Annotated in this window: 23 protein-coding genes; 11 read left to right on the forward strand and 12 right to left on the reverse strand. The window is 73.7% G+C overall.

Annotated features, from left to right (window positions below; all coding sequences use genetic code 11):
• Window positions 1–18: 18 nt before the first annotated feature.
• Window positions 19–696, reverse strand: a complete 678-nt coding sequence (locus AB0C17_RS09090; RefSeq protein ID WP_357387128.1) for a response regulator transcription factor — start codon at window positions 694–696, stop codon at window positions 19–21.
• Window positions 693–1,973 (reverse strand): sensor histidine kinase, encoded by a 1,281-nt coding sequence (locus tag AB0C17_RS09095; RefSeq protein ID WP_357477671.1) that lies wholly within the window; start codon window positions 1,971–1,973, stop codon window positions 693–695. The genes AB0C17_RS09090 and AB0C17_RS09095 overlap by 4 nt, the downstream gene beginning before the upstream one ends.
• Window positions 1,974–2,060: 87 nt before the next feature.
• Here AB0C17_RS09095 and AB0C17_RS09100 point away from each other — a divergent pair, with 87 nt between their 5' ends.
• The gene (locus tag AB0C17_RS09100) at window positions 2,061–2,621 is read left to right on the forward strand and encodes a GNAT family protein (protein WP_357477674.1); all 561 of its coding nucleotides are present in this window, start codon (window positions 2,061–2,063) and stop codon (window positions 2,619–2,621) included.
• 46 nt (window positions 2,622–2,667) lie between these two features.
• Here AB0C17_RS09100 and AB0C17_RS09105 read toward each other — a convergent pair whose 3' ends face one another.
• Window positions 2,668–3,264: a hypothetical protein gene (locus AB0C17_RS09105; RefSeq protein WP_357477677.1), complete on the reverse strand. Its 597-nt coding sequence runs from the start codon at window positions 3,262–3,264 to the stop codon at window positions 2,668–2,670.
• Between the two features lie 118 nt (window positions 3,265–3,382).
• Between AB0C17_RS09105 and AB0C17_RS09110 the strand changes: the two genes are divergently transcribed.
• Complete coding sequence (locus AB0C17_RS09110; RefSeq protein WP_357477680.1) at window positions 3,383–4,747, forward strand: serine/threonine-protein kinase; 1,365 nt, start codon at window positions 3,383–3,385, stop codon at window positions 4,745–4,747.
• 9 nt (window positions 4,748–4,756) lie between these two features.
• Here AB0C17_RS09110 and AB0C17_RS09115 read toward each other — a convergent pair whose 3' ends face one another.
• The 4 genes from AB0C17_RS09115 to AB0C17_RS09130 all read right to left on the reverse strand — a co-directional run bounded on the left by AB0C17_RS09115 (window position 4,757) and on the right by AB0C17_RS09130 (window position 7,283).
• Window positions 4,757–5,317 carry a hypothetical protein gene (locus AB0C17_RS09115; protein WP_357477683.1) on the reverse strand — a complete coding sequence of 187 codons (561 nt, stop codon included), beginning with the start codon at window positions 5,315–5,317 and terminating at the stop codon, window positions 4,757–4,759.
• Window positions 5,310–5,849: an RNA polymerase sigma factor gene (locus tag AB0C17_RS09120; RefSeq protein ID WP_357477686.1), complete on the reverse strand. Its 540-nt coding sequence runs from the start codon at window positions 5,847–5,849 to the stop codon at window positions 5,310–5,312. The genes AB0C17_RS09115 and AB0C17_RS09120 overlap by 8 nt, the downstream gene beginning before the upstream one ends.
• A 151-nt stretch (window positions 5,850–6,000) precedes the next feature.
• Window positions 6,001–6,945, reverse strand: coding sequence for a permease prefix domain 1-containing protein (locus tag AB0C17_RS09125; RefSeq protein WP_357477689.1), 945 nt, complete (start codon window positions 6,943–6,945; stop codon window positions 6,001–6,003).
• On the reverse strand, window positions 6,942–7,283 hold the full coding sequence (locus AB0C17_RS09130) for a PadR family transcriptional regulator (protein ID WP_357386571.1): 342 nt from the start codon (window positions 7,281–7,283) through the stop codon (window positions 6,942–6,944). Before AB0C17_RS09130 ends, AB0C17_RS09125 begins: the two co-directional genes overlap by 4 nt.
• A 184-nt stretch (window positions 7,284–7,467) precedes the next feature.
• Between AB0C17_RS09130 and dnaE the strand changes: the two genes are divergently transcribed.
• Window positions 7,468–11,001: a DNA polymerase III subunit alpha gene (gene dnaE, locus AB0C17_RS09135; protein ID WP_357477692.1), complete on the forward strand. Its 3,534-nt coding sequence runs from the start codon at window positions 7,468–7,470 to the stop codon at window positions 10,999–11,001.
• A gap of 28 nt (window positions 11,002–11,029) precedes the next feature.
• Here dnaE and AB0C17_RS09140 read toward each other — a convergent pair whose 3' ends face one another.
• Window positions 11,030–12,553 carry an N-acetylmuramoyl-L-alanine amidase gene (locus AB0C17_RS09140; RefSeq protein WP_357477696.1) on the reverse strand — a complete coding sequence of 508 codons (1,524 nt, stop codon included), beginning with the start codon at window positions 12,551–12,553 and terminating at the stop codon, window positions 11,030–11,032.
• A 204-nt stretch (window positions 12,554–12,757) separates the two neighbouring features.
• On the opposite strand from AB0C17_RS09140, the gene AB0C17_RS09145 reads away from it, so the two are divergent.
• Both AB0C17_RS09145 and AB0C17_RS09150 read left to right on the forward strand, forming a co-directional pair.
• Entirely contained in the window at window positions 12,758–13,672 is a 915-nt protein-coding gene (locus AB0C17_RS09145) for a hypothetical protein (RefSeq protein WP_357477699.1), read from the forward strand.
• A 211-nt stretch (window positions 13,673–13,883) separates the two neighbouring features.
• Window positions 13,884–14,921, forward strand: coding sequence for an aminotransferase class V-fold PLP-dependent enzyme (locus tag AB0C17_RS09150; RefSeq protein ID WP_357386563.1), 1,038 nt, complete (start codon window positions 13,884–13,886; stop codon window positions 14,919–14,921).
• 84 nt (window positions 14,922–15,005) lie between these two features.
• Here AB0C17_RS09150 and AB0C17_RS09155 read toward each other — a convergent pair whose 3' ends face one another.
• Entirely contained in the window at window positions 15,006–15,521 is a 516-nt protein-coding gene (locus tag AB0C17_RS09155; protein WP_357477702.1) for a peptidoglycan-binding domain-containing protein, read from the reverse strand.
• 90 nt (window positions 15,522–15,611) lie between these two features.
• Window positions 15,612–16,784: an acyl-CoA dehydrogenase family protein gene (locus tag AB0C17_RS09160; protein ID WP_357386559.1), complete on the reverse strand. Its 1,173-nt coding sequence runs from the start codon at window positions 16,782–16,784 to the stop codon at window positions 15,612–15,614.
• Window positions 16,785–16,871: 87 nt separating this feature from the next.
• Between AB0C17_RS09160 and AB0C17_RS09165 the strand changes: the two genes are divergently transcribed.
• From AB0C17_RS09165 to AB0C17_RS09190, 6 genes are all read left to right on the forward strand, one after another.
• Window positions 16,872–17,525, forward strand: coding sequence for a TetR/AcrR family transcriptional regulator C-terminal domain-containing protein (locus tag AB0C17_RS09165; protein WP_357386557.1), 654 nt, complete (start codon window positions 16,872–16,874; stop codon window positions 17,523–17,525).
• A gap of 45 nt (window positions 17,526–17,570) precedes the next feature.
• Window positions 17,571–19,013, forward strand: coding sequence for an aldehyde dehydrogenase family protein (locus AB0C17_RS09170; RefSeq protein WP_357477705.1), 1,443 nt, complete (start codon window positions 17,571–17,573; stop codon window positions 19,011–19,013).
• Window positions 19,010–20,086: a zinc-binding dehydrogenase gene (locus AB0C17_RS09175; RefSeq protein ID WP_357477708.1), complete on the forward strand. Its 1,077-nt coding sequence runs from the start codon at window positions 19,010–19,012 to the stop codon at window positions 20,084–20,086. The genes AB0C17_RS09170 and AB0C17_RS09175 overlap by 4 nt, the downstream gene beginning before the upstream one ends.
• 92 nt (window positions 20,087–20,178) lie before the next feature.
• A complete protein-coding gene (locus AB0C17_RS09180; RefSeq protein WP_357386551.1) occupies window positions 20,179–20,811 on the forward strand; it encodes a transcriptional regulator in 633 nt (210 codons plus the stop codon).
• Between the two features lie 135 nt (window positions 20,812–20,946).
• A complete protein-coding gene (locus tag AB0C17_RS09185) occupies window positions 20,947–22,515 on the forward strand; it encodes an MFS transporter (protein WP_357386549.1) in 1,569 nt (522 codons plus the stop codon).
• 11 nt (window positions 22,516–22,526) lie between these two features.
• Window positions 22,527–23,135, forward strand: coding sequence for a TetR/AcrR family transcriptional regulator (locus AB0C17_RS09190; protein ID WP_357386547.1), 609 nt, complete (start codon window positions 22,527–22,529; stop codon window positions 23,133–23,135).
• A gap of 16 nt (window positions 23,136–23,151) precedes the next feature.
• On the opposite strand, the gene AB0C17_RS09195 is transcribed toward AB0C17_RS09190, so the two are convergent.
• Entirely contained in the window at window positions 23,152–25,071 is a 1,920-nt protein-coding gene (locus AB0C17_RS09195; protein ID WP_357477856.1) for a helix-turn-helix domain-containing protein, read from the reverse strand.
• Between the two features lie 14 nt (window positions 25,072–25,085).
• Window positions 25,086–25,868 (reverse strand): 3-hydroxybutyrate dehydrogenase, encoded by a 783-nt coding sequence (locus AB0C17_RS09200; protein WP_357386545.1) that lies wholly within the window; start codon window positions 25,866–25,868, stop codon window positions 25,086–25,088.
• Between the last annotated feature and the right edge of the window lie 43 nt (window positions 25,869–25,911).

Raw genomic sequence — 25,911 nt, forward strand, 5'->3', positions numbered from 1 at the left:
TCGCGTGGGGGACGGGCGTCATCCCCCGGGCCGCACCACGCCGTGCTCGTACGCGAACACCACCGCCTGCACCCGGTCGCGCAACCCCAGCTTCGCCAGGACGCGGCTGACGTGGGTCTTCACCGTCGCCTCGCCGACGCGCAGGACGTCCGCGATCTCGGCGTTGCTGGCCCCGCTCGCGACCAGCTCCAGCACCTCCCGCTCGCGCGGGGTCAGGTCCGCCGTCGCCGCGTCGTGCCGGGGGTCCGGCGGCGCCGCGCCGGGCCGGGCGAACGTGGAGATCACCCGCCGGGTGAGCGACGGCGCGATCAGCCCTTCGCCGCGCGCCACCACCCGCACCGCCTCGACCAGGTCCTCCGGGGTGCCGTTCTTGAGCAGGAAGCCACTCGCCCCGGCCCGCAGCGCGGCGAACAGGTAGTCGTCGTGGTCGAACGTGGTGAGGATCAGCACCGCCGGGCCGCCCGGCGTCGCGTCGGCGGTGATCCGGCGGGTGGCCTCCAGCCCGTCGAGGACGGGCATCTCCACGTCCATCAGCACCACGTCCGGCCGCAGCGCGGTCGCCATCGACACGGCACGCTGCCCGTCGGCGGCCTCGCCGACCACCTCGATGTCGTCCTCCACCTCCAGGATGACCCGGAAACCGGTCCGGACCAGGTGCTGGTCGTCGACGAGCAGCACCCGTACCGGCGCGGTCACGCCGCCCGCCCGGTGGCCTCGACCGGCAGCGGCATGCGGGCCCGGACCCGGAACCCGCCGCCGGGGCGTGGCCCGGCCTCCACCTCACCGCCGTGGGCGGCGACCCGTTCCCGCATGCCGATCAGGCCGAGCCCGGCCCCGGCGGCCGGCGCGCCGCCGTGCCCGTCGTCGCTCACGTCGATCTCCAGTTCCCTCGCCAGATAGCGGATGCGCACGTCGAGCGTGGTCGCGTGGGCGTGCTTGACCACGTTCGTCACCGCCTCCTGCACGATCCGGTACGCCGCCTGCGACACCGAGCGCGGCAGCGGCACCGGTTCGCCGTACACCCCGAGTTCGGCCCGCAGCCCGGTCTCCCGGGCCCGGTCCACGAGCGCGCGGACGTCCTCGATGCCGGCGGTGTCCTCCGGCGCGGCGGCCGCGCCGGCCGGGTCGCGCAGCACACCGAGCATCCGGCGCAGCTCGTCGACCGAGGTGCGGGCCGTCTCCTCGATCGCGGCCAGCGCGGTACGCGCCTTGTCCCGGTCGCGGTCGAAGACACGCCGGCACGCGGCGGCCTGCACGCCCATCACCGAGACGTGGTGGGCCACCACGTCGTGCAGCTCCCGGGCGATGCGGACCCGCTCGCCCATCACCGCGCGCTCGCGCGCCTCGGCCTGTGACCGGCGCAGCTGCTCGGCCTGCTCCCGCAGTTCGTGCCGGCGGCGGGCGGCCACCCAGGCGGTCTGCCCGGAATAGTAGGCGAACCCGAAGAACAGCACGTTGTAGAACACCCCGTTGACCACCGCCGCGAGTACCGGCGGCACCGGGCCGGCGGCGTCGGCGAAGGAGGCCGCCGAGATCTGGTCGGCCCGCAGCGCGAGCGACAGCGCGAGCCAGCCGAACATCGCCACGATGATGCCGGCGCGCAGCCGCCCGGCCAGCCGCCGGTCGGCACCCCACGCGCCGAGCGTGAACAGGGCGGCGAACAACGCGCCCGAGGGGAGCTGGGCGAGCGGCACCGCCCGTGCCTGCCCGGCGATGAACGCGATCGAGACGAGCACCGCGACGGTGGCGGGCCATCGCCGCCGTACGGCGAGCGGGGCGGTCACCGCCACCGTCCACCAGACCTGCTCGCCGAGGCTCGGCGGCGGCCCGAGCAGGAAGGCCCCGGTGCTGTGCGCCAGCGTCAGCTCGAACAGGGCCAGCACGGTGACCGCGAGCCCGACCCAGAGGTCGGCGCGCAACTGCGCGGCGGTGGGAACCGGCCGGCGCCAGGCGGTGGTGGGTGCGGTGCTCACCGTACGACCATGCCACCGCCGCGCCCGGTGCGGTGCTCGGGGCGTAATCGGGTGGGCCGGACGACAACCGCGACGTAGCCTGCCGGGGTGTTCGTGCCCGATCTGCCGTTGCGCACCGAGCGCCTGGTGCTGCGCGCCTTCACCGCCGACGACCTCACGGTGGTCCGGGACTACCGGGGCCGCCCGGAGGTGACCCGCTACCTCTACCACCAGCCGTACGACGACGCCGCCGCCCGCGCCGCCATCGAGCGGCTGGTCCGGCGGACCGCGCTGCGTGCCCCCGGCGACGTGCTCAATCTCGCCGTGACGCTGGCGGGCACCGGCGAGTTCGCCGGGGACGTGCTGCTGAGCTGGACCAGCGGGGAGCACCGGCAGGGCGAGATCGGGTACGTGGCGCATCCCGCGCACACCGGCCGGGGGTACGTCACCGAGGCGGCCCGGGAACTGCTGCGGATCGGCTTCGACGGGCTGGGGCTGCACCGGATCGTCGGCCGGCTGGACGCCCGCAACACCGCGTCGGCCCGGGTGCTGGAGCGGCTGGGCATGCGCCGGGAGGCGCACCTGCGGGAGAACGAGTTCGTCAAGGGGGAGTGGACCGACGAGGTGGTCTACGCGGTGCTGTCCCGCGAGTGGCGGGCGGCGACCTGAGCGGCCGCCGGACGCGGGCCCGGCACGACGGCCGGGCCCGCCGCCCTCAGCAGCAGCAGCCCTGCCGGAACCCCCGCTCGACGTACGACGCCAGACCGGCCTCGTAGTAGCCGGCCCCGGGCCGGATCGGGTGGTCGCTGAACAGCTCGACCCGCGACCCGAACCGGACCAGGTACGCCTCGGCGTCACCCGCGTCGTTGGGGATCATGCTGCCGCGCGGTCCGTAGACGCGCTCCAGCTCGGCGAAGGACATCCCGACCGACCCGCCGGCCGGGGAGCGCGGCGGCGCGGTGGCCGTGCCCACCGACACGAGCCGGCCGTCCCGGAAGGCCAGCAGGATCGCGCCGGCCCAGGAGCCGGTGACACCGGCGTGCACGACTCCGGGGCAGCCGGGCGCCGTCCAGTCGATCAGGCCGGCCGCGACGAGCCGGTCCAGCCGGGCGCCGATCCGGAACGGGCCGGCGCCCCGGACACTGAGCACCGCGTTCTCCGGGACCGCCGACCGGGCGCGCACCGGCGTGCCGGCATCGCCACCGGTGGCCGCCGTGCGCACCGGTGCGGCGGAGGCGGCCGGTGCGGCGACCGGCACGGCGGCGGCCAGCGCCAGCAGAGCGGCGAGGACGGTGGACGCGAGACGGTTCATGGTGGATCTCCTTCCGTCGGGTTCTCCTGTCCTGTTGGTCTCCGGCCGCGGCGGTTCGGTTCGGTGGATCGTCTACCGTCGACGTGGTGGCCCGGGTGGCGGTCCCGGAGGTGGTGCGATGATCACGCCGACGTGGATCGGGGCGTACCGGGTGGAGCGCCTGCTCGGCACGGGGTCCTTCGCCACGGTCTGGCTCGCGTACGACCCCGCCCTCGCCGGCCGGGTGGCGGTCAAGGTGCTGGCCGAGAACTGGAGCCACGACCTGCGGGTGCGGGAACGGTTCCTCGACGAGGCCCGGCTGCTGCGGCGGCTGGACCACGACCGCCTGGTCCGGGTGCACGCCGTGGGGGAGCTGCCCGACGGCCGCCCGTACGCCGTGCTGGCCTGGGCCGACGGTGGCAGCCTGCGGGACCGGCTGGCCCGGGGCCCGCTGCCGGTGACGGAGGCCCTGTCGGTGCTGGACGAGATCGCGGCCGGGGTGGCGGTGCTGCACCGGCACCGGGTGGTGCACCGGGACCTGACACCGAGCAACGTCCTGTTCCACTCCGGCCCGGACGGTGAGCGGGTGCTCATCGCCGACCTGGGGCTGGCCAAGGCGCTCGCCTCCGCCTCCGGGCTGACCGCCCGGGCCGGCACGCCCGGCTACATGGCGCCGGAGCAGGACGACCCGCTGGCGGTGGTCGACACCCGCGCCGACGTGTTCGGACTGGGCCGCCTGGGACTGCGGCTGCTCGGCCGGGCGAACCCACCGGGTGGGCCGGTCGAGCAACGGCCGGCCGGTTCACGCCTGCGTCCCGGGGTACCGGCCGCCGTGGACGTCGTGCTGCGGACCGCCACCGCCGTACGCCCGGCCGACCGCCACCCGGACGCGGACGCGTTCCGGCGGGCGCTGCGGCGCGCGGTGGCGGGTGGGCCCGCCCCGCCCCCGCCCCGGCGGGCACCGCGCCCGGTGCCGGCCGTGGCCGCGGTCGCGGTGACGCTCGCCGTCGCCGTCACGGGCGCGGGGGACGCGATCCACCCCGTTGCGGCCGGTGCGGTGGGCCGCAGCGGGCCGCTGACCGTGCTCCTGCCGGCGGGCTGGCGGGCCGAGGGAACCGGCTGGGCCGGACGGTACGGCGACGACGGCCGCCTCGAACCGGCGCTGGTGATCTCCCCGGACCCGGGGAACTGGGCGGCCGACCCCATGCTGCCCGGCGCGTTCGTCGGTCTCGCCACCGGTGCGGCTCGCCGGACCGGTCCGGCGGCCTTCCTCGCCGGACGGCCGCACGCCGACTGCGTCGCGGCACCGCCGCGGCGTACCCGGCAGGGCGGCGTCGAGTGGACCGTCGTCACGTACACCTGCCCCACCGGCCGCCCGGTGATCGTCGAGGCGGCCGGGCCGGCGACCGGCCGGGCCGGCCTGCTCTACGTCCAGCTCGTCCCGCCGCCGGACGCGGGCGCGGACTTCGCCGACGGCGTGCTCGCCGGGGTACGGGCCGGGTAGGCGGCGCGGTCAGACCACCACCACTGTGATGGGGTACGCCCGCCCGTCCTGCGGGATGGTGACGACGACGGTGCCGGTGCGCACGAACCGGATGTCCACCACGCCGGCCTCGTAGCTCTGCGAGACCAGATCCTCGCGGTCCACCGTCACCTCACCCGGGCCGATGCCCCGGATACGCAGGATTCCACCGGCGGCGAAGCAGAGCGACCGCACCAGCGCCAGTTCGGTCTCGGCCAGGATCAGGTCGTGGCGGACCGCCCCGAAGCACGCGGCCGGGGCGGTGGTGCGTACCGGCGGGGCGGGCCGGGTGGTCCGGGGCGCGGCCGGTGGTCGTGGCCGCGTACGCGGGACCGCCGGTCTGCTGCTCGACGGGGCCGGCGTGCTCCCCGGCGGTGCCGGGGTGGGCCCGGGCGGCCTCGCGGTGGTGGGCGGCGCGGCGGCGACGGCGCTTGTCACCGCCGGCCGTGCCGGAAGTGGCGAGACCGGGCGGCCGGCGCAGGCGGGCGTCGCGGCGAGGGCGGCGAGTACGACGAGCGCGACGCCGCCCCGCCGGCGGGCCGGCTCACGCATCGGACAGCCGTAGCCGCAGTTGCCGCCGGGCCTCGTGGATGCGGGACTTGACGGTGCCCTCCGGCACGTCGAGCAGGCCGGCGATCTCCCGGTAGCTCAGCCCGAGCACGTCGCGCAGGGTCACCGCCTCGGCGAGGTCCGGCGGGACCGCGTCGAGCGCGTCCAGCAGGTCGAGCCGGGTGCCGGCGACCACGCTCGTCCGGCGGGGGTCGGGCGGGTCCGGCAGCGGGACCCCGTCGGCCTCCCGCTGCCACCGTCGCCGCAACGTGCGGTAGGTGGAGCGGGCCCGGTTGGCGGTGATCCGGTAGAGCCAGGTGTCGAACGACGACCGCCCCTCGAACCCGGTGATCCCGTGCGCGAGCGCGAGCAGGGCGTCCTGGCAGGCCTCCTCGGCGTCCTGCCGGTGGGGCAGCAGCCGCGCGCACTGCCGCAGCACCTCTGGCCGTACGGCGGCCAGCAGGGCGTCGAGGGCCGTGCGGTCGCCGAGTGCCGCCGACCGGGCCAGCTCGTCCGTGCCGTCGGGGAGGGGCATCAGGGCGTCCCAGTGCTCGCCGGTGGTCCGGACCTCAGGCTATGCCCCGGGTGGCCGGTCCGCCCCGGCTGAGTCGGGCAGCCGACGGCGTCTCGCCCCGGCGCCGACGGCACCGGGGCGAGAGCGAGGTCGCGGGGACCGCGGCCGGGCGTCAGCGGGTGGCGCGTCCGGCCTTGATCGCGCTGTCGATCACATCCCAGATCGCGACCAGCACGACCACCGCGCCCGCCACCCGGGCGAACTCGACGGTGCCGCCGTCGCGCAGCCAGGCGAACCGCTCGACCAGCTCCGGGTTGAGCAGCCGGTCGGTGGCGAGCAGCCAGAGCGCCGGGGCGGCGAAGGCCACGTTGAGCACCGCGTTGACCGCCACCAGCGGCCAGGTCCACCGGCCGGACCGGTATTTGGCGATCTCCAGGCCGACGGTGGCCAGCAGCACCACGATCAGGGCCGGCAGCCAGAAGCTCCAGAGCGCCGGGTCGAGCACCGGCATCCGGGAGCCGCCGTCGGTGGTCCAGCGCTGGAAGTGCTGACCGATCAGACCACCGACGGTGGCGAGCAGGAACACCACCGAGGCGATGCTGTCGGAGTGGCTGATCTGCCGCTCCCGGCTCTCCTCGGGGAGCTGGTCGACGGTCCACTCGGGCAGCCCGAGCGGGGTCCGGGTGCGCTCCAGCAGGGCGAACACCAGCGTGACCCAGAACGCGATCTGCACCGCGGTCTGCATCGCGGCCACGACCGCCGTGCCGATCGCCGCGCCCGGCTCGCCGTCGACAAGCGCCTTCGTGACGCCGGAGAGCACGCCGACGATCGCCGGGATCCAGGTGAGCAGCAGCCGCAGCAGCCGCCACCAGGTCAGGTAGTAGCGCGGGCCGATGAGTTGCAGGGTGCGGTCGCTGTAGCGGGCCGCGAGCTTCTCCGGATGGCCCAGCTCGGTGAGCACCTCGCGCTCGGCGGAGGCGTGGTCCTGCCCGCCCGAGGTCCGGTCGTCGATCATGTCGGCGATGGAGCCGCGCAGCTCCTCGGCGAGCTCCAGGCGGCGTTGCGCGGGCACGGCCCGCATGGTGGCGGCGACGTAACGGTCGGTCAGGGAACTCATCGTTCCGCTCCTTCGATCAGTTCGGTGACGGACGTCCGCACCGCGGTCATGTCGTCGAGCAGGAGGTTCAGCACGGCGTCGCCGTCGGCGCTGGTCCGGTAGAACTTGCGCGGCCGGCTCTCCTCGGTGTTCCACTCGCTGGTGAGTAGGCCCTGGTCCTCCAAGCGGCGCAGCAGCGGGTAGAGCGTGTTGGCGTCGACCGCGAAGCCGTGCGCGGCCAGCCGTTGCAGCAGGGCGTATCCGTAGTCGGGGCGGCGCAGGGCGACCAGGCTGGCCACCACTACCGTGCCGCGCCGTAGCTCCTGGAGGTGGGTCCGGAGGACCTCATCGCTGACCATGCTCAACACGATAGTGTGTGCCACACACTATTGCAATAGAGCAGAACGTCGCGTGCCGCACACCTGCCGGTCGGAGAGAGACGGAGCACCCTCGGTGTGGGCGGTGGAGCCCGCGGGACCGCCTCGGTAGGGTGGGTCGGTCGACTCCGACGCAGCTTGATCCACAACCCGGGGGGCGCCACGCATGGGCGATTCGTTCGCGCATCTGCACGTACACACCGAGTACTCGATGCTGGACGGGGCGGCCCGGCTCAAGGACCTCTTCGCGGAGGCGGCGCGGCTCGGCATGCCGGCGGTGGCGATCACCGACCACGGCAACATGCACGGCGCGAACGACTTCTACAAGCAGGCCATGGACGCCGGGGTCAAGCCCATCCTCGGCGTCGAGGCGTACGTCGCGCCGGAGTCGCGCTTCCACAAGGCCCGGGTCAAGTGGGGGCGCCCCGAGCAGAAGAGCGACGACGTCTCCGGTAACGGCGCGATCACCCACATGACCATGTGGGCGGCCAACCGCGACGGCCTGCACAACCTGTTCAAGCTCAACTCCCGCGCCTCCATGGAGGGCCACTACGTGAAGTGGCCCCGGATGGACATGGAGCTGATCGCCGAGCACGCCGAGGGCATCATGGCCACCACCGGCTGCCCCTCCGGCGCGGTGCAGACCCGGCTGCGGCTGGGCCAGTTCGACGAGGCGCTCAAGGTCGCCGCCGCGTACCAGGACATCTTCGGCAAGGACAACTACTTCCTGGAGATCATGGATCACGGCCTCGACATCGAGCGCCGGGTCCGCGACGGGCTCACCGAGATCGCCCGCAAGCTCGACATCCCGCCGGTGGTCACGAACGACTCGCACTACACCCACGAGGCGCAGGCCGAGGCGCACGACGTGCTGCTCTGCGTACAGACCGGCAGCAACGTGGCCGACCCGAACCGGTTCCGCTTCGAGGGCGGCGGCTACTTCGTCAAGTCCGCCGACCAGATGCGCGCCGTCGACTCCTCCGAACTGTGGCAGCAGGGCTGCCGCAACACGCTGCTGGTGGCCGAGAAGGTCGACCCGGCCGGCATGTTCACGTTCCACAACCTGATGCCGCGGTTCCCGATCCCCGAGGGCGAGACCGAGGAGTCCTGGTTCCGCAAGGAGACCTTCGCGGGGCTCAAGCGCCGCTTCCCGAACGGCATCCCCGAGGGCCACGTCGTCCAGGCCGAGTACGAGCTGGGCGTCATCATCCAGATGGGCTTCCCGTCGTACTTCCTCGTGGTCGCCGACTTCATCCAGTGGGCCAAGAGCCAGGGCATCGCGGTCGGCCCGGGGCGTGGCTCGGCGGCCGGCTCGCTCGTGGCGTACGCGCTGGGCATCACCGACCTCGACCCGATCCCGCACGGCCTGATCTTCGAGCGGTTCCTGAACCCCGAGCGCGTCTCCATGCCGGATGTCGACATCGACTTCGACGAGCGCCGGCGGGGTGAGGTCATCAAGTACGTGACCGACAAGTGGGGCGAGGACAAGGTCGCGCAGATCGCCACGTTCGGCACGATCAAGGCGAAGGCCGCGATCAAGGACTCGGCCCGGGTGCTCGGCTTCCCGTACGCGGTCGGCGACCGGATCACCAAGGCCATGCCCCCGGCGGTGATGGGCAAGGACATCCCGCTGTCCGGCATCTTCGACCCGAAGCACCCGCGCTACGCCGAGGCCGGCGAGATCCGTGGCCTCTACGAGTCCGACCCGGACGTCAAGAAGGTCATCGAGACCGCCAAGGGCATCGAGGGCCTGATCCGGCAGACCGGTGTGCACGCCGCCGGCGTCATCATGTCCGCCGAGCCGATCATCGAGCACATCCCGCTCATGCGGCGCGACTCCGACGGCGTCATCATCACGCAGTTCGACTATCCGACCTGCGAGTCGCTCGGGCTGCTGAAGATGGACTTCCTCGGCCTGCGCAACCTGACGATCATCGACGACGCGGTGAAGAACATCCAGCTCAACCACGGCCGGGAGCTGGACCTGCTCGGCCTGCCGCTTGACGACAAGGCGGCGTACGAGCTGCTGGCCCGTGGTGACACGCTCGGCGTGTTCCAGCTCGACGGCGGGCCGATGCGCTCACTGCTGCGGCTGATGAAGCCGGACAACTTCGAGGACATCTCCGCCGTCCTGGCGCTCTACCGGCCCGGTCCGATGGGCGTGGACTCGCACACCAACTACGCGCTGCGCAAGAACGGCCTCCAGGAGATCACCCCGATCCACCCGGAGCTGGAGGAGCCGCTGCGGGAGATCCTCGCGCCCACGTACGGCCTGATCGTCTACCAGGAGCAGGTGCAGCGCGCCGCGCAGATCCTCGCCGGCTACACGCTCGGCCAGGCCGACCTGCTGCGCCGGGCGATGGGCAAGAAGAAGAAGGAGATCCTGGACAAGGAGTTCATCCCGTTCCGGGACGGCTGCCGCGAGCGCCGCTACTCCGACGAGGCCATCCAGGCCGTGTGGGACGTGCTGGTGCCGTTCGCCGGCTACGCGTTCAACAAGGCCCACTCCGCCGCGTACGGCCTGGTCTCCTACTGGACCGCGTACCTCAAGGCGCACTACCCGGCCGAGTACATGGCCGCCCTGCTCACCTCCGTCGGTGACGACAAGGACAAGATGGCGCTCTACCTCTCCGAGTGCCGCCGGATGCGCATCCAGGTGCTCCCGCCGGACGTCAACACCTCGGCCGGGCCGTTCACCCCGGTCGGCAAGGAAATCCGCTTCGGCCTCGGCGCGGTGCGCAACGTCGGCGCGAACGTGGTCGCCTCGATCATGCGCTGCCGCGAGGAGAAGGGCGACTACGCCGACTTCTACGACTTCCTGTCCAAGGTCGACGCCGTGGTCTGCAACAAGAAGACGATCGAATCGCTGATCAAGGCCGGGGCGTTCGACGTGCTCGGCCACCCGCGCAAGGGCCTGCTCGCCGTGCACGCCGACGCCATCGACGCGTACGCCGACGTCAAGCGCAAGGAGGCGGTCGGCCAGTACGACCTGTTCGGCGCCGGCTTCGGCGAGGCGGAGACCGGCGGCACCACCACTGTCATGCCGGTCATCGGCGAGGGGGAGTGGGACAAGCGCGACAAGCTCGCGTTCGAGCGCGAGATGCTCGGCCTGTACGTCTCCGACCACCCGCTGTTCGGCCTGGAACACGTGCTCGGCGCCGCCGCCGACACCACCATCGCCGCGCTGTCCGAGGAGGGCACCGTGCCCGACGGCGCGGTGGTCACGCTGGCCGGCATCCTCTCCGGCGTGCAGCGCCGGGTCACCAAGCAGGGCCGGGCGTGGGCGTCGGCCACCCTGGAAGACCTGGCCGGCGGCGTGGAGACGCTGTTCTTCCCGAACACGTACGAGGTGATCGGGCAGTACATCGCCGAGGACGCCATCGTGGTGGTCAAGGGCCGGGTGGACCGGCGCGACGACACCCCGCGCATCATGGCGATGGACATGTCCATGCCGGATGTCAGCAGCACCCCGGGGAGCAAACCGGTCACGCTCACCATCCCGGTGCACCGCTGCACGCCGCCGCTGGTGGAACGGCTCAAGGAGACGCTGGTGCTGCACCCCGGCGACACCGAGGTGCACGTCAAGCTGCTCAACGGCGGCAAGGTGACCACGCTGCGCCTCGGCCCGTTCCGGGTCGCGGCGACCACCGCGCTGATGGGTGACCTGAAGAGCGTGCTCGGCCCGGCCAACGTGAGCTGACCGGGCCGAGCGCCTCCGGCTCAGCGAGCTAGACGCGGGTGACGCGGATGGCGTCGGCGATCACGTACCCGGTGCTGCCGGACCACCGGCTGACACCCACCTTGTTGGCGTCCCCGGCGGCCAGGGTGAAGGTGCCCAGCGAGCGCCAGGCGCCGCCGTTCGCCGTCTGGTTCACCGAGACCGTCTGGTTGCCGCTCGTCGTCGCGACGATGTACGGCGTGGAGGTGTTGTAGCCGGCCACGGCCGGATACCAGACCTCCACCCGGTAGGTGGCTGTCGCCGGGATGTTCACCTTGTACCAGGCGGTGTCGCTGGCCGCGACGGGGTTGGCGTACCGGTAGTCGGCGCCGTAGCGCTGCGCCGAGTACGTCGAGGTGCTCCAGTTGGCGCTCGCCGTGAACCGGCCGGCGGTGGTGTTGTCCACGATGGTCGACCAGGCGGTCGGCGGGGGCGTGGTGTCGCCGGTGACCAGCTGCATGTAGTAGGTCCAGTTCCAGTTCGACCCCGGGTCGGTGTGCGTGGCGCCCGGCACCTGGTTGTGCCCGATGATGTTGGTGCGGGTCTTCGGGATGCCGTACTTGTCGCACAGGTAGCGGGTCAGCGCCGCCGACGACCGGTACATCGCGTCGGTGTACCAGGAGGCGTTGTCGACGTACCCCTCGTGCTCGATGCCGATCGACTGGGTGTTGTAGGTCCAGTTGCCCGCGTGCCAGGCGATGTCCTTGTCCCGGACCATCTGCGTCACCGCACCGTCGGAGGAGCGGAGCAGGTAGTGCGCGCTGGCGCCGGCGGCGGGGTTCTGGAACCAGCTGATCGAGCCGGAGTAGCTGCCCTGCATGGTGTGGATGACGATGTAGTTGATCGGGTACGCCGACTCGCGGCTGGAGGCCGTGTAGTTGGACGAGCTGGCCGGCACCCAGGCCGCCGGGCCGTAGTCGGTGCTCAGGGTGCCGAAGTCGCCGCTGCCCAGCGGCGCGACGTCGGTGTACCGGCCCCGCTGGGGTGCGACCGGACGGCCGGCCACGCTGACCTCGCCGGTGGCGGTGGTCGCGATGAAGCCCCTGGCGAGCAGGTCGTACACGGAGTCGGCGTACAGCCGTGCGGTCGCCGGGTCCGTCGCGCCGCCGTAGCGGGCGATCGGGCCGTACCACTGGTTGACGTCGTCCCGCTGCGCCGCGGTGAGCCCGGCCTCGTCGGCGTACGAGCGCAGGACCGCCGCCGCGCCGGCCACGTTCGCCGCGTCCCGGGTACGCAGTTCGGCGCGGTCCAGCCGGGTCCGGCGGGCCGCCTCGTCGAGGGTCCGCACCTTCGGGTTGCTGGTCAGGTGCATCACGCCGTATCCGCCGGAGGCGCTGGGCTCGCCGCCGTGGCCGTCCAGGCGGGTCTCGGCGTACCCGAGCGCGGCGAGCAGGTCGCGCGGCACGTCGGAACCGGCGGCGGCCCGGTCGAAGGCGGCGGCGAGCGGCTGCGCGCGGTGCTGTGGCGCTGCCTGGGCCGGCTGACCGGTCAGGCCGATCGTGAGGATCATGGCGCCGCCGAGCAAGGTGCTCACCCGACGCGAGGGTCTCCGAATTGTCACGTCACTCCTCGTCGACTACATGGGGCGACTGGGCTCCCGTCGCCGGTTCGCCGCACCTTATAGCGTGACGCTCATCAATGTCGATACCTTGCAAAAGAGGGCTTCATCGTGAAGACTTCCTTCAGTTAGGGCGAGATCCCCGGCGCGGTCGCGCCGGGGGCCCGTACCGTCCCGGTGTTGCCCGGCGGGACGCGGCCGGGCAGCATCGTGCGGATGCCGCCCGCCGACCTGCTCCGCGTCCGTGACCTGGTGCCCGACTTCCTGGCCTGCGCCGAGTCGTTCGCTTCGCCGCAGCCGTGGACCTCCCGCTACCTGGCCGGGCATCCGGACGTGCTCCGGGCGCTGCGCCGCGACGGCGACTGGTCCGACGCCGCGCGCGTGGCCGCCGTCCTGGACGGACTCCGCGACCGCGCCGCCGATTTGGCGGCAACCGCCGGGACGGTACGCGCGCTGCTGCCCGACGGCGTCGCGGCGGTGGCCGGTGCGCTGGGCTGGTCCGGCGAGGGCGGGCCGGTCGAGTGCGTGGTGCTGGTCGGGCTGCACCAGGCGAACGGCTGGGCCGGCGAGATGGACGGCAGGTACGCGCTGTTCCTCGCCGTGGAACAGCTCGGGCCGCCCGAGGACCTCGGCCTGCTGGTGCGGCACGAGGCCGCGCACGTGGTGCACGACCGGTGCGCGGCGATCCGCGACTGGCCCGAGTACGGCGTGGCGAACGCGCTGTTCACCGAAGGGCTCGCCACCCAGGTCACCGCGGAACTGGATCCCGGGCGGCCGGACGAGGCGTACCTCTGGTTCGGCCGCCCCGGCCACCGCCCCTGGCTCGACGAGTGCCGCCGCCGCTGGCCGGCGATCCTGCGCCGGGTCCGCGCCGACCTCGACGCCACCGACGTGGACCACCACGCCCCGTACTTCCTCATGCGGGACTCGCCGCTCGCAGGTGACCTGCCCAAACGCTGCGGCTACCTGGTCGGCCTGACCGCGGTACGACACCTGCGCCGGCGCCACACCCTGCGGGACCTGGCCACCTGGCCCCTGCCGAGGGTGCGAACCGAACTGGCCGCAGCCCTCACCGACCTCCCCCCACCCCGCTGAGCCTCAGCGCGACGATCATGAGGTTGACGGCGGCAATTCGGACCACAATCGCCGCCAACCTCATGATCGCCCGGCCGGCCGCCCTGGTGCGGCGCCCCGGCTCCGGCGGGGTGGGCCAGGCCGGGGCGGGCGGGGTCGGGGGCGGGGGCGGGGGCCACGGGGGTGGGATTGGTGGTGCCGGGGGTGGGGTGGGGGTGGTTAGCGTCGGGGAATGGAGCTGGAGCAGGCGCAGAAGTTGTGGCAGCCGGAGCCGGGCTGGTTGAACACCGCCACCTACGGGCTGCCGCCCGAACCGGTGTGCGACGCCGTGGAGCGGGTGCTCGCCGACTGGCGGACCGGGCGGGTGTCGTTCGAGGTGTGGGACGAGTCGGTCGGGCGGTCCCGGGCCGCGTTCGCCCGGCTGACCGGTGTGGACGCCGCCGACGTGAGCATCGGCTCCGCCGTGTCGCAGCTGGTCGCGCCGATCGCCGCGAGCCTGCCGGCCGGCGCCTCGGTGGTGGTGCCCGAGGGCGAGTTCACCTCGATCCTGTTCCCCTGGCTGGTCCAGCGGGAGCGGGGCGTGCGGGTCCGCACCGTGCCGCTGGCCGGACTGGCCGACGCGATCGACGCCGGCACCGACCTGGTGGCGTTCAGCGTGGTGCAGTCCGCCGACGGCACCGTGGCCCCGTACGACGAGATCGTCGCGGCGGCCCGGGCGCACGGCGCGTTCGTGGTGGTCGACGCCACCCAGGCGTGCGGGTGGCTGCCGTTCGCGGCGGACCGCGCGGACGCGGTGGTCGTGGGGGCGTACAAGTGGTTGATGTCGCCGCGCGGCGCGGCGTTCGCCTACCTGGCCCCGGCGCTGCGCGAGCGGATACGCCCGGACGCGGCCGGGTGGTACGCCGGAGAGGACCCGCACGCCTCCTACTACGGGACGCCGCTGCGGCTGGCCGACGACGCCCGGCGCTTCGACATCTCCCCGTCCTGGCTGTGCTACGTCGGGGCCGCGCCGGCGCTGGAACTGCTCGCCGACCTCGATCCGGAGGAGGTGCGCGCGTACGACGTGGCGCTGGCCAACCGGTTCCTCGCCGGGCTGGGCCGCCCGCCGGGCGACAGCGCGATCGTCAGCGTGGACGTGCCGGACGCACAGGAGCGGCTGGCCCGCGCCGGGGTGCGCGCGGCGGTACGGGCCGGCCGGGTCCGCGCCTCGTTCCACCTCTACACGACCGAGGCGGACGTGGACCGGGCGATCGAGGCGCTGACCGGCTGACCCGGGGCCGGGGCGGCCGGAGAACGACCGCAGACCACCCGGAGTACGGCCGGCCCGCCACCGCGCGCCGGCCGTACCTGTGGGTCAGCAGACGGCGAAGGTCGCGGACGTGTAGGAGAGCAGCTTCCACTCCTGGTCCGGGCCGAGGCTCATGTCCCACCTGCCGTCGGTCCGGCGACCGAGCTGGAAGTAGTCGGTGGCTCCGTCGTAGTAGTACCAGCCCTCGCTCTCCCAGACGCCGAGGCGGGTGGCCGCCCGGGACAGGGTCCTGGCCCCGACGACGCCGTCGGCGACGAGGCCCCGGGCGCTCTGCCACCGCTTCGTGGCGGCCGTCGTCTGCGGCCCGAACCGGCAGTCGACCTCGGAGCGGGTGAGGTAGCCGTCGGCCCACAGGATCATCTGCCACATGGCGACGACGTTGCTGTACGAGCGCGTCGACGCCGAGAACGGGCCCTCGTCGCCCCAGTCGTCCCGCCAGTCGCCGGAACCCGCGATGTACCCCTGACTCACGCTCGCCGAGGCCGGTGCGGCCGAGAGCGCGAGGACTCCGAGCATGGCGGCGGCCGTCGTGAGCGCGACCGCCCTGGTTCGTGTGCGCATGTGCATCCCCTCCAGCTGGTGGTGCCTGTGCCGGGGACACACCCCAGACCTGCGCGTGGTTGCGCAGAGTCAGGATTGAGACACGACGCGTCAGGCCAGATGGCCGCCGATCTTCGTGTACCCGCGCAGCAGGTCCCGGGAGATGATCAGCCGCTGCATCTCGTCGGTGCCCTCGAAGATCCGGTACAGCCGCACCTGCCGGTACCAGCGTTCGATCGGCAGCTCACGGGTGTAGCCCATGCCGCCGTGGATCTGCAGCACCCGGTCCACCACCCGGTTGACCATGCCGGCGCCGTAGAGCTTGCCCATGGAGGAGGCGTGCCGGGGGTCGAGGCCCGCATCGACGGTCCAGGCCGAGCGCAGGATCAGCCAGCGGGCCGCCTCCAGCTCGGTCTCCGAGTCGGCGATCATCCACTGGATGGCCTGGTTGGTGGCGATCGGCGCGCCGAACGTCTCCCGCGTGTTGGCGTGGTCGATGGCCATCTGCAGGGCGCGTTCGGCGATGCCGATGGCGTGCGACGGGATCGTGTAGCGACCCTTGCCGATCCACTCCATGCCGAGCGTGAAGCCCTGCCCGATCTCGCCGAGGATGTTGCGGTGCGGCACCCGTACGCCGTCGAAGATCAGCGAGGCTGGGCCGCCCTCGCCCATGGTCTGGATGAACTCGGACCGCCAGCCCATCGCGCGGTCCACCAGGAACGCCGTCGCGCCGCCGCGGCGGGCGCCCTTCTCCGGGTCGGTCACCGCGACCACGATGGCGAAGTCGGCGTCGTTGCCGTTCGTGATGAACGTCTTCTCGCCGTCGAGGACCCAGTCGTCGCCGTCGCGGCGGGCGCGCAGCTTGATGTTCGCCGCGTCGGAGCCCGCGCCGGGCTCGGTGATGGCGAAGCAGGAGATCCGTTCGCCCTCGATGGTGGGGATCAGGAACTCGCGCTTCTGCTCCTCGGTGGCGTGGAACAGGATGTTGTCGGCCTCGCCGCCGAAGCGGAACGGCACGAAGCTGCGGCCCAGCTCGGTCCAGATCAGCGACTGCATGACAGCCGGGAGGGCCATCCCGCCGTACTCCTCCGGCGTGGCCAGCCCCCAGAAGCCGAACTTCTTCGCCTTGAGCTGGAGTTCGCGCAGCTCGGAGCGGTCCAGGCCGGGCTGGTGGGCGCGCTCGCGGCGCAGCACCTCCGCCTCCAGCGGCATCACCTCACGGGTGACGAACGTGCGAACGGTGTCCCGGATCGCGCGTTCCTCGTCGGACAGTGCGAAGTCCACGGTGCCCCCTCAGGTCGACTGGCTCTAAACTAGCGCTGGAAGTTTTCCCGCGTCCAGGCCCGATGTCGAAGGGAGGATGATGACCAGGTGCCCAGACCCCGGCAGGCCCTGCTCACCCGCGATCGGATCGTCGAGACCGCGTTGGCCCTGATCGACGCCGACGGGCTGGACGCGCTCTCGACCCGGCGGCTCGCCGCCGCGCTCGGCGTACGCGGTCCCTCGCTCTACAACCACTTCGCCACCAAGGAGGAGATCCTCGACGCGGTGGCCGACGGCGTCGCGGCCACCGTCGACACCGGCGTCTTCGACGAGTACGACTGGCTCGACGCGCTCGGCCGCTGGGCGCACTCGTACCGGGCCGCGCTGGCCGCGCACCCGAACATCGTGCCGTACCTGGCGCAGGGGCCGGGCCGCCGTCCGGCCGCGCTCGCCATGGCCGACGCGGTCTACGGCGCGCTGGTGCGGGCCGGCTGGCCGCCCGCGCGGGCCACCCACATCGGCGCCGCCATGCGCTACTTCGTGGCCGGGTCCGCGCTCGGCTCGTTCGCCCGCGGCTTCGTCGAGGACCCCTCGCTCTACGCCGCGCACCCGCACCTCAACCAGGCGCACCGGCTCGCCGGCCACCAGCGCAGCGTGGACGAGGGCGCGTTCGCGCTCGGCCTGGACGCGCTGCTGCACGGGCTCGCCGCCGAGTACGCCGCCACCGTCGCCCCGCTGGAACGGGTCGGCGGTCCGGAGTAGCGTAGAAACTCCCACCGCTAGTTTCCCCCGCCCCCGAAGGACGCCATGGATCTCGCCGCCGCCCCGCCCGCCCTGCTGACGCGCCGCCACCTGCACATCGCCGGTGACTGGGTCGACCCGTCGTCGGGCGACACCATCCCGGTGGAGAATCCGGCCACCGCGAGCACCGTCGGCGAGGTGCCCGCCGGCACTCCGGCCGACGTGGAGCGCGCGGTCGCCGCCGCCCGCGCCGCGTTCCCCGGCTGGGCCGCCACCGCCCCCGAACAGCGGGCCGCGCACCTCGACCGGCTGCACAGCGCGCTCGCCGCCCGCGCCGACGAGATCGCCCGTACGGTGGCGACCGAGCTGGGCACCCCGCTCAAGCTCGCCACCCGCGTCCAGGCCGGCCTGCCGCTCACCGTGCTGCGGAGCATGGTCGACCTGGCCGCCCGCCCGGCCGCCGAGCACACGGTCGGCAACTCGCTCGTGGTCCGGGAGCCGGTCGGCGTGGTCGGCGCGATCACCCCGTGGAACTACCCGCTGCACCAGGTGGTCGCGAAGGTCGCGCCCGCGCTCGCCGCCGGGTGCACTGTGGTGCTCAAGCCCAGCGAGCTGACGCCGCTGACCGCCTACCTGCTCTTCGACGCGATCGTCGACGCCGGCCTGCCACCGGGAGTGGTGAACCTGGTGCCCGGCACCGGCCCGGTCGTCGGCGAGGCGCTCGCCGCGCACCCCGACGTCGACCTGGTCTCGTTCACCGGCTCCACCGCCACCGGCCGCCGCATCGCCCACCTGGCCGCCGAGCGGATCGCCCGGGTGTCGCTGGAACTCGGCGGCAAGTCGGCGAACGTCATCCTGGCCGACGCCGACCTGCCCACCGCGGTCAAGGTCGGCGTCGGCAACGCGCTGCTCAACTCCGGGCAGACCTGCACCGCCTGGACCCGGATGCTCGTGCACCGCGACCGCTACGCCGAGGCGCTGGACCTGGTCGAGGCGGCGGTGGCCGGCTACCGGCTCGGCGACCCCTTCGACCCGGCCACCCGGCTCGGCCCGCTGGCCTCCGCCGCGCAGGCCCAGCGGGTACGCGACCACGTGGACCGCGCGCTCGCCGACGGCGCCCGGCTCGTCGCCGGTGGCCCGGACGCGCCACTGCCGCCGCAGGGTCACTTCGTCGCGCCCACCGTCTTCGCCGATGTCCACCCGGACAGCGCGCTCGCCCAGGAGGAGGTGTTCGGTCCGGTGCTCGCGGTGATCCCGTTCGCCGACACCGACGAGGCGGTCGCCATCGCCAACAACTCCCGGTACGGGCTGGCCGGCGCGGTCTGGTCCGCCGACTCCGACGCGGCGCTGGCGGTGGCCCGGCGGATGCGTACCGGCCAGGTGGACGTCAACGGCGGCGCGTTCAACCCGCTCGCCCCGTTCGGCGGCTACAAGCAGTCCGGCCTCGGCCGAGAGTTGGGCGCGTACGGCGTGGAGGAGTTCACCGAGCTGAAGGCGATCCAGCGGTGAGGGCGCTCGTGGTGCGCGGCCGGGGCGCCACCCCGGCGGTCGAGGAGGTACGCCTGCCCGCGCCGGGCCCGGGCGAGCTGCGGGTACGCATCCGCGCCGCCGGCATCTGCCACTCCGACCTGGCCATGGTGGACGGCACGCTGGCACCCACGTACCCGCTGGTGCTGGGGCACGAGGCGACGGGCGTGGTGGCCGAGGCCGGGCCGGGTACGACACTGGCGGTCGGCACGCCGGTGGTGCTCAACTGGGCGCCCGCCTGCCGGGAGTGCTGGCACTGCCGGCACGGCGAACCGTGGCTCTGCGCGGCCAACCCCAACCCGTCCACGCCCCGGGGGGAGACGGCCGCCGGTGAGCCCCTGCAGGTCACGCTCGGGCTCGGCGCGCTCGCCGAGGAGGTGGTGGTGCCGCAGCGCGCCGCCGTACCGGTGCCGGCCGGGCTGCCGCCGGAGCAGGCGGCGGTGCTGGGCTGCGCGGTGCTCACCGGCGTCGGCGCGGTCCGCAACACCGCGCGGGTCGCACCCGGCGAGTCGGTCGCGGTGATCGGCCTCGGCGGGGTGGGCCTCGCGGTGCTGACCGCCGCGCGGCGAGCCGGCGCGGCGCCGATCCTCGCGGTGGACGTCGTGGAGGCCAAGCGGGACCTGGCGCTCGCCGCCGGGGCCACCGACTTCCTGCGCTCGGACGACCGGCTGGGCAAGGAGATCCGGGCCCGCACCGACGGGCGCGGCGTGGACCACGCGTTCGAGTGCGTCGGCAGGTCCGCCACCATCCGCGCCGCCTGGCGGGCGACGCGGCGCGGGGGAGCGGTCACAGTGGTCGGCATGGGCGGCAAGGACGACCTGCTCAGCCTCTCCGCGCTGGACATCTTCCACTCCGCGCGCACGCTGCGCTCCTCGGTGTACGGCTCGACCGACCCCGATCTGGAGGTGCCGGAGCTGGCCGCCGCGCTCGCCGCCGGCGACCTGGACCTGGGGCCGCTGGTGAGCGGCACGGTGCCGCTGACCGAGGCGCCCGCGGCGCTGGACCGGCTGGCCCGGGGCGAGGGCGCCCGCTGGGTGGTCACCTTCCCGGACTGAGGTTGCCTCGATCAGGGCGGCCCGAGCGCATCCAAGCGGTGCCGTTCCGCCGAATCCCTGGGTAGTGACCGTCTACCCGGGAGGTGCTTCTGGTGACCGAGGCGATGCCCGGCGACGCCGTCGAGGGCGTCCGCAAGCACCTCACGCTCGCCGCGGAGGATCTGGACGGTGACCGGGTGGCCGGGCTGGTCGTCGAGGCCGCCGGGCGGTGGGGCGTGACGGCGGTGTGGGAGCGGGTCTGCGCGCCGATGCTGGCCGCGCTGCCCGGGCACAGCGCGGTCGAGGTGGCGGTGGAGCACGCCTTCTCCGAGGGGATCCGGTCCGGCCTGGACGCGCTGCTGCGGGAGCCGGGGCGGGGGTTGCCGTCCGGGGGGATCCTGCTCGCCGCGGCCGAACAGGAGCTGCACTGTCTCGGCCTGCACGCGCTCGCCGCCGCGCTGCGGGAGGCGAACATGGGCAGCCTGTTCCTGGGCGCTGCCCTGCCCTGGCCGGCGCTGGCCAGTGCGGTGCGCCGCAGCCGGCCGCACACGGTGGTGGTGTGGTCGCAGACTCCGGTGACCGGCCGGGCGTACCGGATGGCCCGGTTCGCGCGGGAGTTCCCGTCGGTGTGGGTGCACAGCGCCGGACCGGGCTGGATCACGCCGCCGGCGGGGCATCTGAGGACCCTGTCCGACGCGCTCACCTCCTGCCGCGCCGCGGCCGGGCGCCGCGCCGCCATGCCCTAGGGGACCCGGACGTGACCTGAGACACACTCGATACGAACCGGTACCGTATCGAAATCCGCTCGCCTACGCTCGGCATGGTTACGAGTCCGACCCGTATCGTATTTCGGCGCGGGTGAACCGGGGGGAGAGCGGCAAGTGGAACCACACGAGAACACGGGACACCCGAGGAGGTGGGTGATCCTCGGGGTGCTGGTGATCAGCCTCCTCGTGGTCGTCCTCGACAACACCATCCTCAACGTCGCGCTGCGCACCCTGGCCGACCCGGTGCACGGCCTCGGCGCCACGCAGGGCGAGCTGGAGTGGGCGATCAACTCCTACACACTGGTCTTCGCCGGGCTGCTGTTCACCTTCGGCGTGCTCGGTGACCGGCTCGGCCGCCGCCGCTTCCTGATCCTCGGGCTGGCGCTGTTCGGCCTGTCCTCGCTGCTGTCCGCGTACGCGCAGGATCCGGGCCAGCTGATCGCGGCCCGCGCGCTGATGGGCGTCGGCGGCGCGGCCATCATGCCGGTGACGCTCTCGATCATTTCCAACGTCTTCGACCCGCGCGAGCGCGCCAAGGCGATCGGCGTCTGGGCCGGCGCGGTCGGCCTCGCGGTGGCGATCGGCCCGGTGCTCGGCGGCGCGCTGCTGGAGCACTTCTGGTGGGGCTCGGTATTCCTGATCAACGTGCCGGTGGTGGCGCTCGGCGTGGTGCTCGTCGCGGCCCTGGTCCCCGAGTCCCGAGACCCGAAGCCCGGCCGGGTCGACCTGCTCGGCGTGCTGCTGTCGGTGGTCGGCCTGGTCGCGCTCACCTACGGCATCATCGACGGCGGCGAGCACGGCTTCGGTCGCCCGCGGGTGTGGATCGCGGTCCTCGGCGGCCTCGCGGTGCTCGGCTGGTTCGTCGCCCACGAGCTGCGCAGCGACCACCCGTCGCTGGACGTACGGCTGTTCCGGGTGCCCCGGTTCGCCGCGCCGGTGGCCCTGGTCGGGCTGATCTTCTTCGCCGCCATGGGCGTGCTGTTCTTCGGCGCGTTCTATCTCCAGCTCGTGCGTGGCTACAGCCCGCTGGAGAGCGGCCTGCTGTTCCTGCCGTTCGCCGCGGCCCAGCTCATCTTCGCGCCGCGCAGCGCGGCGATGGTCCGCCGCTACGGCGGCCGGGCGGTCGCGGCCGCCGGGCTGCTTCTCACCACAGTGGCGCTCGCCGCGTTCGTCTTCATCGACGCGGACACCCCGATCTGGATCTTCTCGGCGCTGGGCTTCCTCCAGGGCGCCGGGATGGCGAACATCATGCCGCCGGCCACCGAGTCGATCATGTCGTCGCTGCCCCGGGAGAAGGCCGGTGTCGGTTCGGCGGTGAGCAACACCGTGCGTCAGGTCGCCGGCGCGCTCGGCGTCGCGGTGATCGGCTCGGTGCTCTCCGCCGTCTACCGCGACCAGGTCGGCCCGGCGGTGGCCGCACTGCCCGCCCCGGTACGCGACGCGGCCCGCGAGTCGGTCTCCGGGGCGTACGCCGTCGCCGGCCGGCTCGGCCCCGACGCGCCGCGACTGATCGACGCGGCGAACGACTCGTTCGTGTCGGCCATGCACTGGGCCGCGGGCGCCTCCGCGTTTGTGGCCGCGCTCGGCATCGTGATCGTGCTGCGCTGGATGCCGGGCCGTCCGGTCGTCGCCGCGCCCGGCGCGACGCCGGTCACGGACCGGGAGTTGGCCGGTACCGCGTAGGTTCGTGGACAATGTCTGACATGACTTCCACGGCGGATGCTCCGCGGTCGCCCGGGCGACCGCGGAGCACCCGCGCGGACGAGGCGATCATCGACGCCGCCCTCGACCTGCTGGCCGAGGGCAGCACCGTCGAGTCGCTGTCCATCGAGGCGATCGCGAACCGCGCCGGAGTCGGCAAGGCCACCATCTACCGTCGCTGGCCGGGCAAGGACGCGCTGCTGCTGGACGCGTTGCGCACGCTCAAGGGGCCCGCGCCCCGCACTGCCGGGCGCTCCGTCCGCGACGACCTGGTGGTGCTCGTCGGCGCGGTGGGCCAGCACGCCGACCCCCGCGTCCGCAAGATCATGCCCTGCCTGGTGCCGGAGGTGAACCGCAGCTCCGCCCACCGGCAGGCGTACGAGGCGATCATCGGGCCCCGGCGCGCGGCGATGCGCGAGGTGCTGCGCCGTGCCGTCGACCGGGGCGAGCTGCGCGCCGACCTCGACATCGAGGTGGCGATGGCACTGCTGACCGCGCCGATGCTCACCCAGCGGATGCTGCGCTGGCACCCCGAGCGCGACGAGCGGCTGCTGCCGGAGCGGATCGTGGACACGGTCCTGGACGGCCTGCGCGTCCGCTGACCCGGCCGGCGCCCGGTCAGCGGCCGGGCGTGCGCAGCCGGTGCAGGCGCAGCGCGAGCTGCACCTCCAGCGCCCGCTCCGGCCGCTGCCAGTCCGCGCCGAGCAGGTGCCCGACCCGCTCCAGCCGCTGGGTGACGGTGTTGACGTGCACGTGCAACTGCTCGGCGGCCCGGGCCAGGCTGCCGCCCACCCCGAAGTACGCCTCCAGCGTCTTCACCAGCGCCGTGCCCCGCCGGGCGTCGTAGTCCAGCACCGGCCCCACGGTCGTGGCGAGGAACCGGGCCACGTCCCGGTCCCCGGCGTCGCCGACCGCACCGAGCAGCAGCCCGACGAAGCCCAGCTCGGTGGTGCTCGCCCCCTGCCCGGCCCGGCCCAGCGCACCGAGCGCGGACAGGCAGCGCTCCGCCTCGGCGAACGTGACCGCCAGCGACGCCGGACCGGTCGACGGGCCGCTCGCCCCGGCGGTCACCGGGCGGCCGGTCATCCGGGACAAATCCCGGGCCACCGCGCGGGCCGCGCCGCCGGCGTCGTTGCCGGGCAGCATCAGCACCACCCGCCCGTCGCGCGCCGCGGCCAGGCCACCCCGGGTCGAGGCGTACGTGGTGGCCCAGGACAGCACCCGCTGCCGGGCCGACCCGGTCTCGGCGAACGCGTCGTCGCCGACCGCCACCAGCACGTGCGGGGCGTCCAGGTCCACGGCGATCCGGCGGGCCCGCGCTCGTAGCGCGTCGGCGTCACGCAGCGGCCGGGCGATCAGGTCGTCCAGCAGCTCGCCGCGTACCCGTCCCTCCGCCTCGGCCACGGTCCGGCGGAACAGCAGCAGCAGCGCGGTCACCAGCGCGGCCCGCTCCAGGATCCGCTGGTCGGCGTCGACCAGCTCGTCGTCCGGGCGCAGCACCAGCGCGCCCAGGTTCTCCGCGCCGGCCACCACCGCGGCGTACCAGAGCGGGCCCCGGCGCACGCTGCGCCCCTCGGTACGCGACGCGGCGACCGCCTCCACGATGTCCGCCCGGTCCGGCTCCTCGATCTCGCCGACCCGGGCCAGCCGCCGGCCCTCGGCGTCCAGCGCCAGCAGCGCGCCGCCGAGCACCTCGGTGACCGCCGCCGCCACGTCCTCCATCCCGCCGCCGCGCAGCACGAGCGCGGTCATCCGGTCGTGCGCGGCGGCGGCGCGCTCCACCGAGCTGCTGTGCGCCCGGATGGTGCTGTTCGCCGCGGAGAGCTCGGCCAGCGCCGCGCGCGTCTCGGCGAGCAGCCGGGCGGTGTCGATCGCCACCGCCGCGTGCGCCGCCAGCGACACCAGCAGCGACACCTCCTCGCGGGCGAACGGCCGGGCCGAGCGGTTGGCCGCGTACAGCACGCCGATCACGCTGGATCCGAGCCGCAGCGGCACGCCGAGGATGGCCACCAGGCCCTCCTCGCCCACCCCGCCGTCGATCTCCCCGGTGTGCCGGAACCGCTCGTCCTCCTGGTAGTTCGAGGTGACGTACGGGGTGCCGGTCTGCGCGACCAGTCCGCCGAGCCCGTCGCCCAGTTCCAGCCGCAGCCGCTGGAACCGGGCCGAGATCGAACCGTCGGTGACCCGCATGTACGTGTCGCCGCGCTCGTCGTCGTTGAGCGTCATGTACGCCACGTCGGTGCCGAGCAGGATCCGCGCCCGGTGCACGATCGCGCGCAGCACGTCGTCCAGGTCCCGCAGCCCGGCCAGGTCGCTCGCGGTGTCGTACAGGCCGGACAGCTCGGTCTCCCGGCGGCGCCGGCGGGCCAGCAGCGCCCGTACCCGCAGCGCCACCACCTTCGCCTGCTCCAGCTCGGCCAGCCGCTCGGCGGGCAGGCCGGCGGCGCGCGCGGCCACCAGCGGGCCCTCGAACTCGACAGCGGCGGCCTCGCGCGCCAGCAACTCCAGGAACTCCACCGGCGACGACATGAGCGACATTGTGCGCGGGGCCACTAGTTCGCCGTCCAGCCCCCGTCGAGGGCGATCGAGGTGCCGGTGAGGAACGCCGCCGGCGGGGAGCACAGGTAGGCCACCAGTTCGGCCACCTCGGCCGGCTCGATCAGCCGCTTGATCGCCGCCCGGGCCAGCATGATCTTCTCGACCACCTCGTCCTCGCCGATGCCGTGGGTGGCCGCCTGGTCGGCGATCTGGCTCTCCACCAGCGCGGTGCGCACGTACGCCGGGTTGATGCAGTTGGCGGTGACGCCGTGCGCGGCGCCCTCCAGCGCGACCACCTTGGACAGGCCCTCCAGCGCGTGCTTGGCCGAGACGTACGCGGCCTTGAACGGCGAGGCGCGCAGCCCGTGCACCGAGGAGATGTTCACGATCCGGCCCCAGCCGTTCGCGTACATCCGGGGCAGCGCGCGGCGGATCAGCAGGAACGGCGCCTCGACCATCACCCGCTGGATGTACTCGAAGCGCTCGACCGGGAAGTCCTGCACCGGCGCGACGTGCTGCAGGCCGGCGTTGTTGACCACGATGTCGGCGTCGACGTCGAGCCGGTCCACCGCCACCGGGTCGGCCAGGTCGATCCCGACCGCCCGGCCGCCCGCCTCGGCGGCCACCGCCTCGGCCGCCGCCACGTCGCGGTCCAGCACCACGACCGTCGCGCCGGCCGCGGCCAGGCGCAGGGCACAGGCCCGGCCGATGCCGCCGCCACCACCTGTGACCAGCGCGATGCGACCGGTCAGGTCGACGTGTACGACGTGGGGGGCCGCCACTGGTTCTGCCGTCATGGCGCATGAACGTACGAGCCGGGTGCCCCCCGGCACATGGGGC

The organism is Micromonospora sp. NPDC048887 (assembly GCF_040649715.1).
Classification (GTDB): Bacteria; Actinomycetota; Actinomycetes; order Mycobacteriales; family Micromonosporaceae; genus Micromonospora.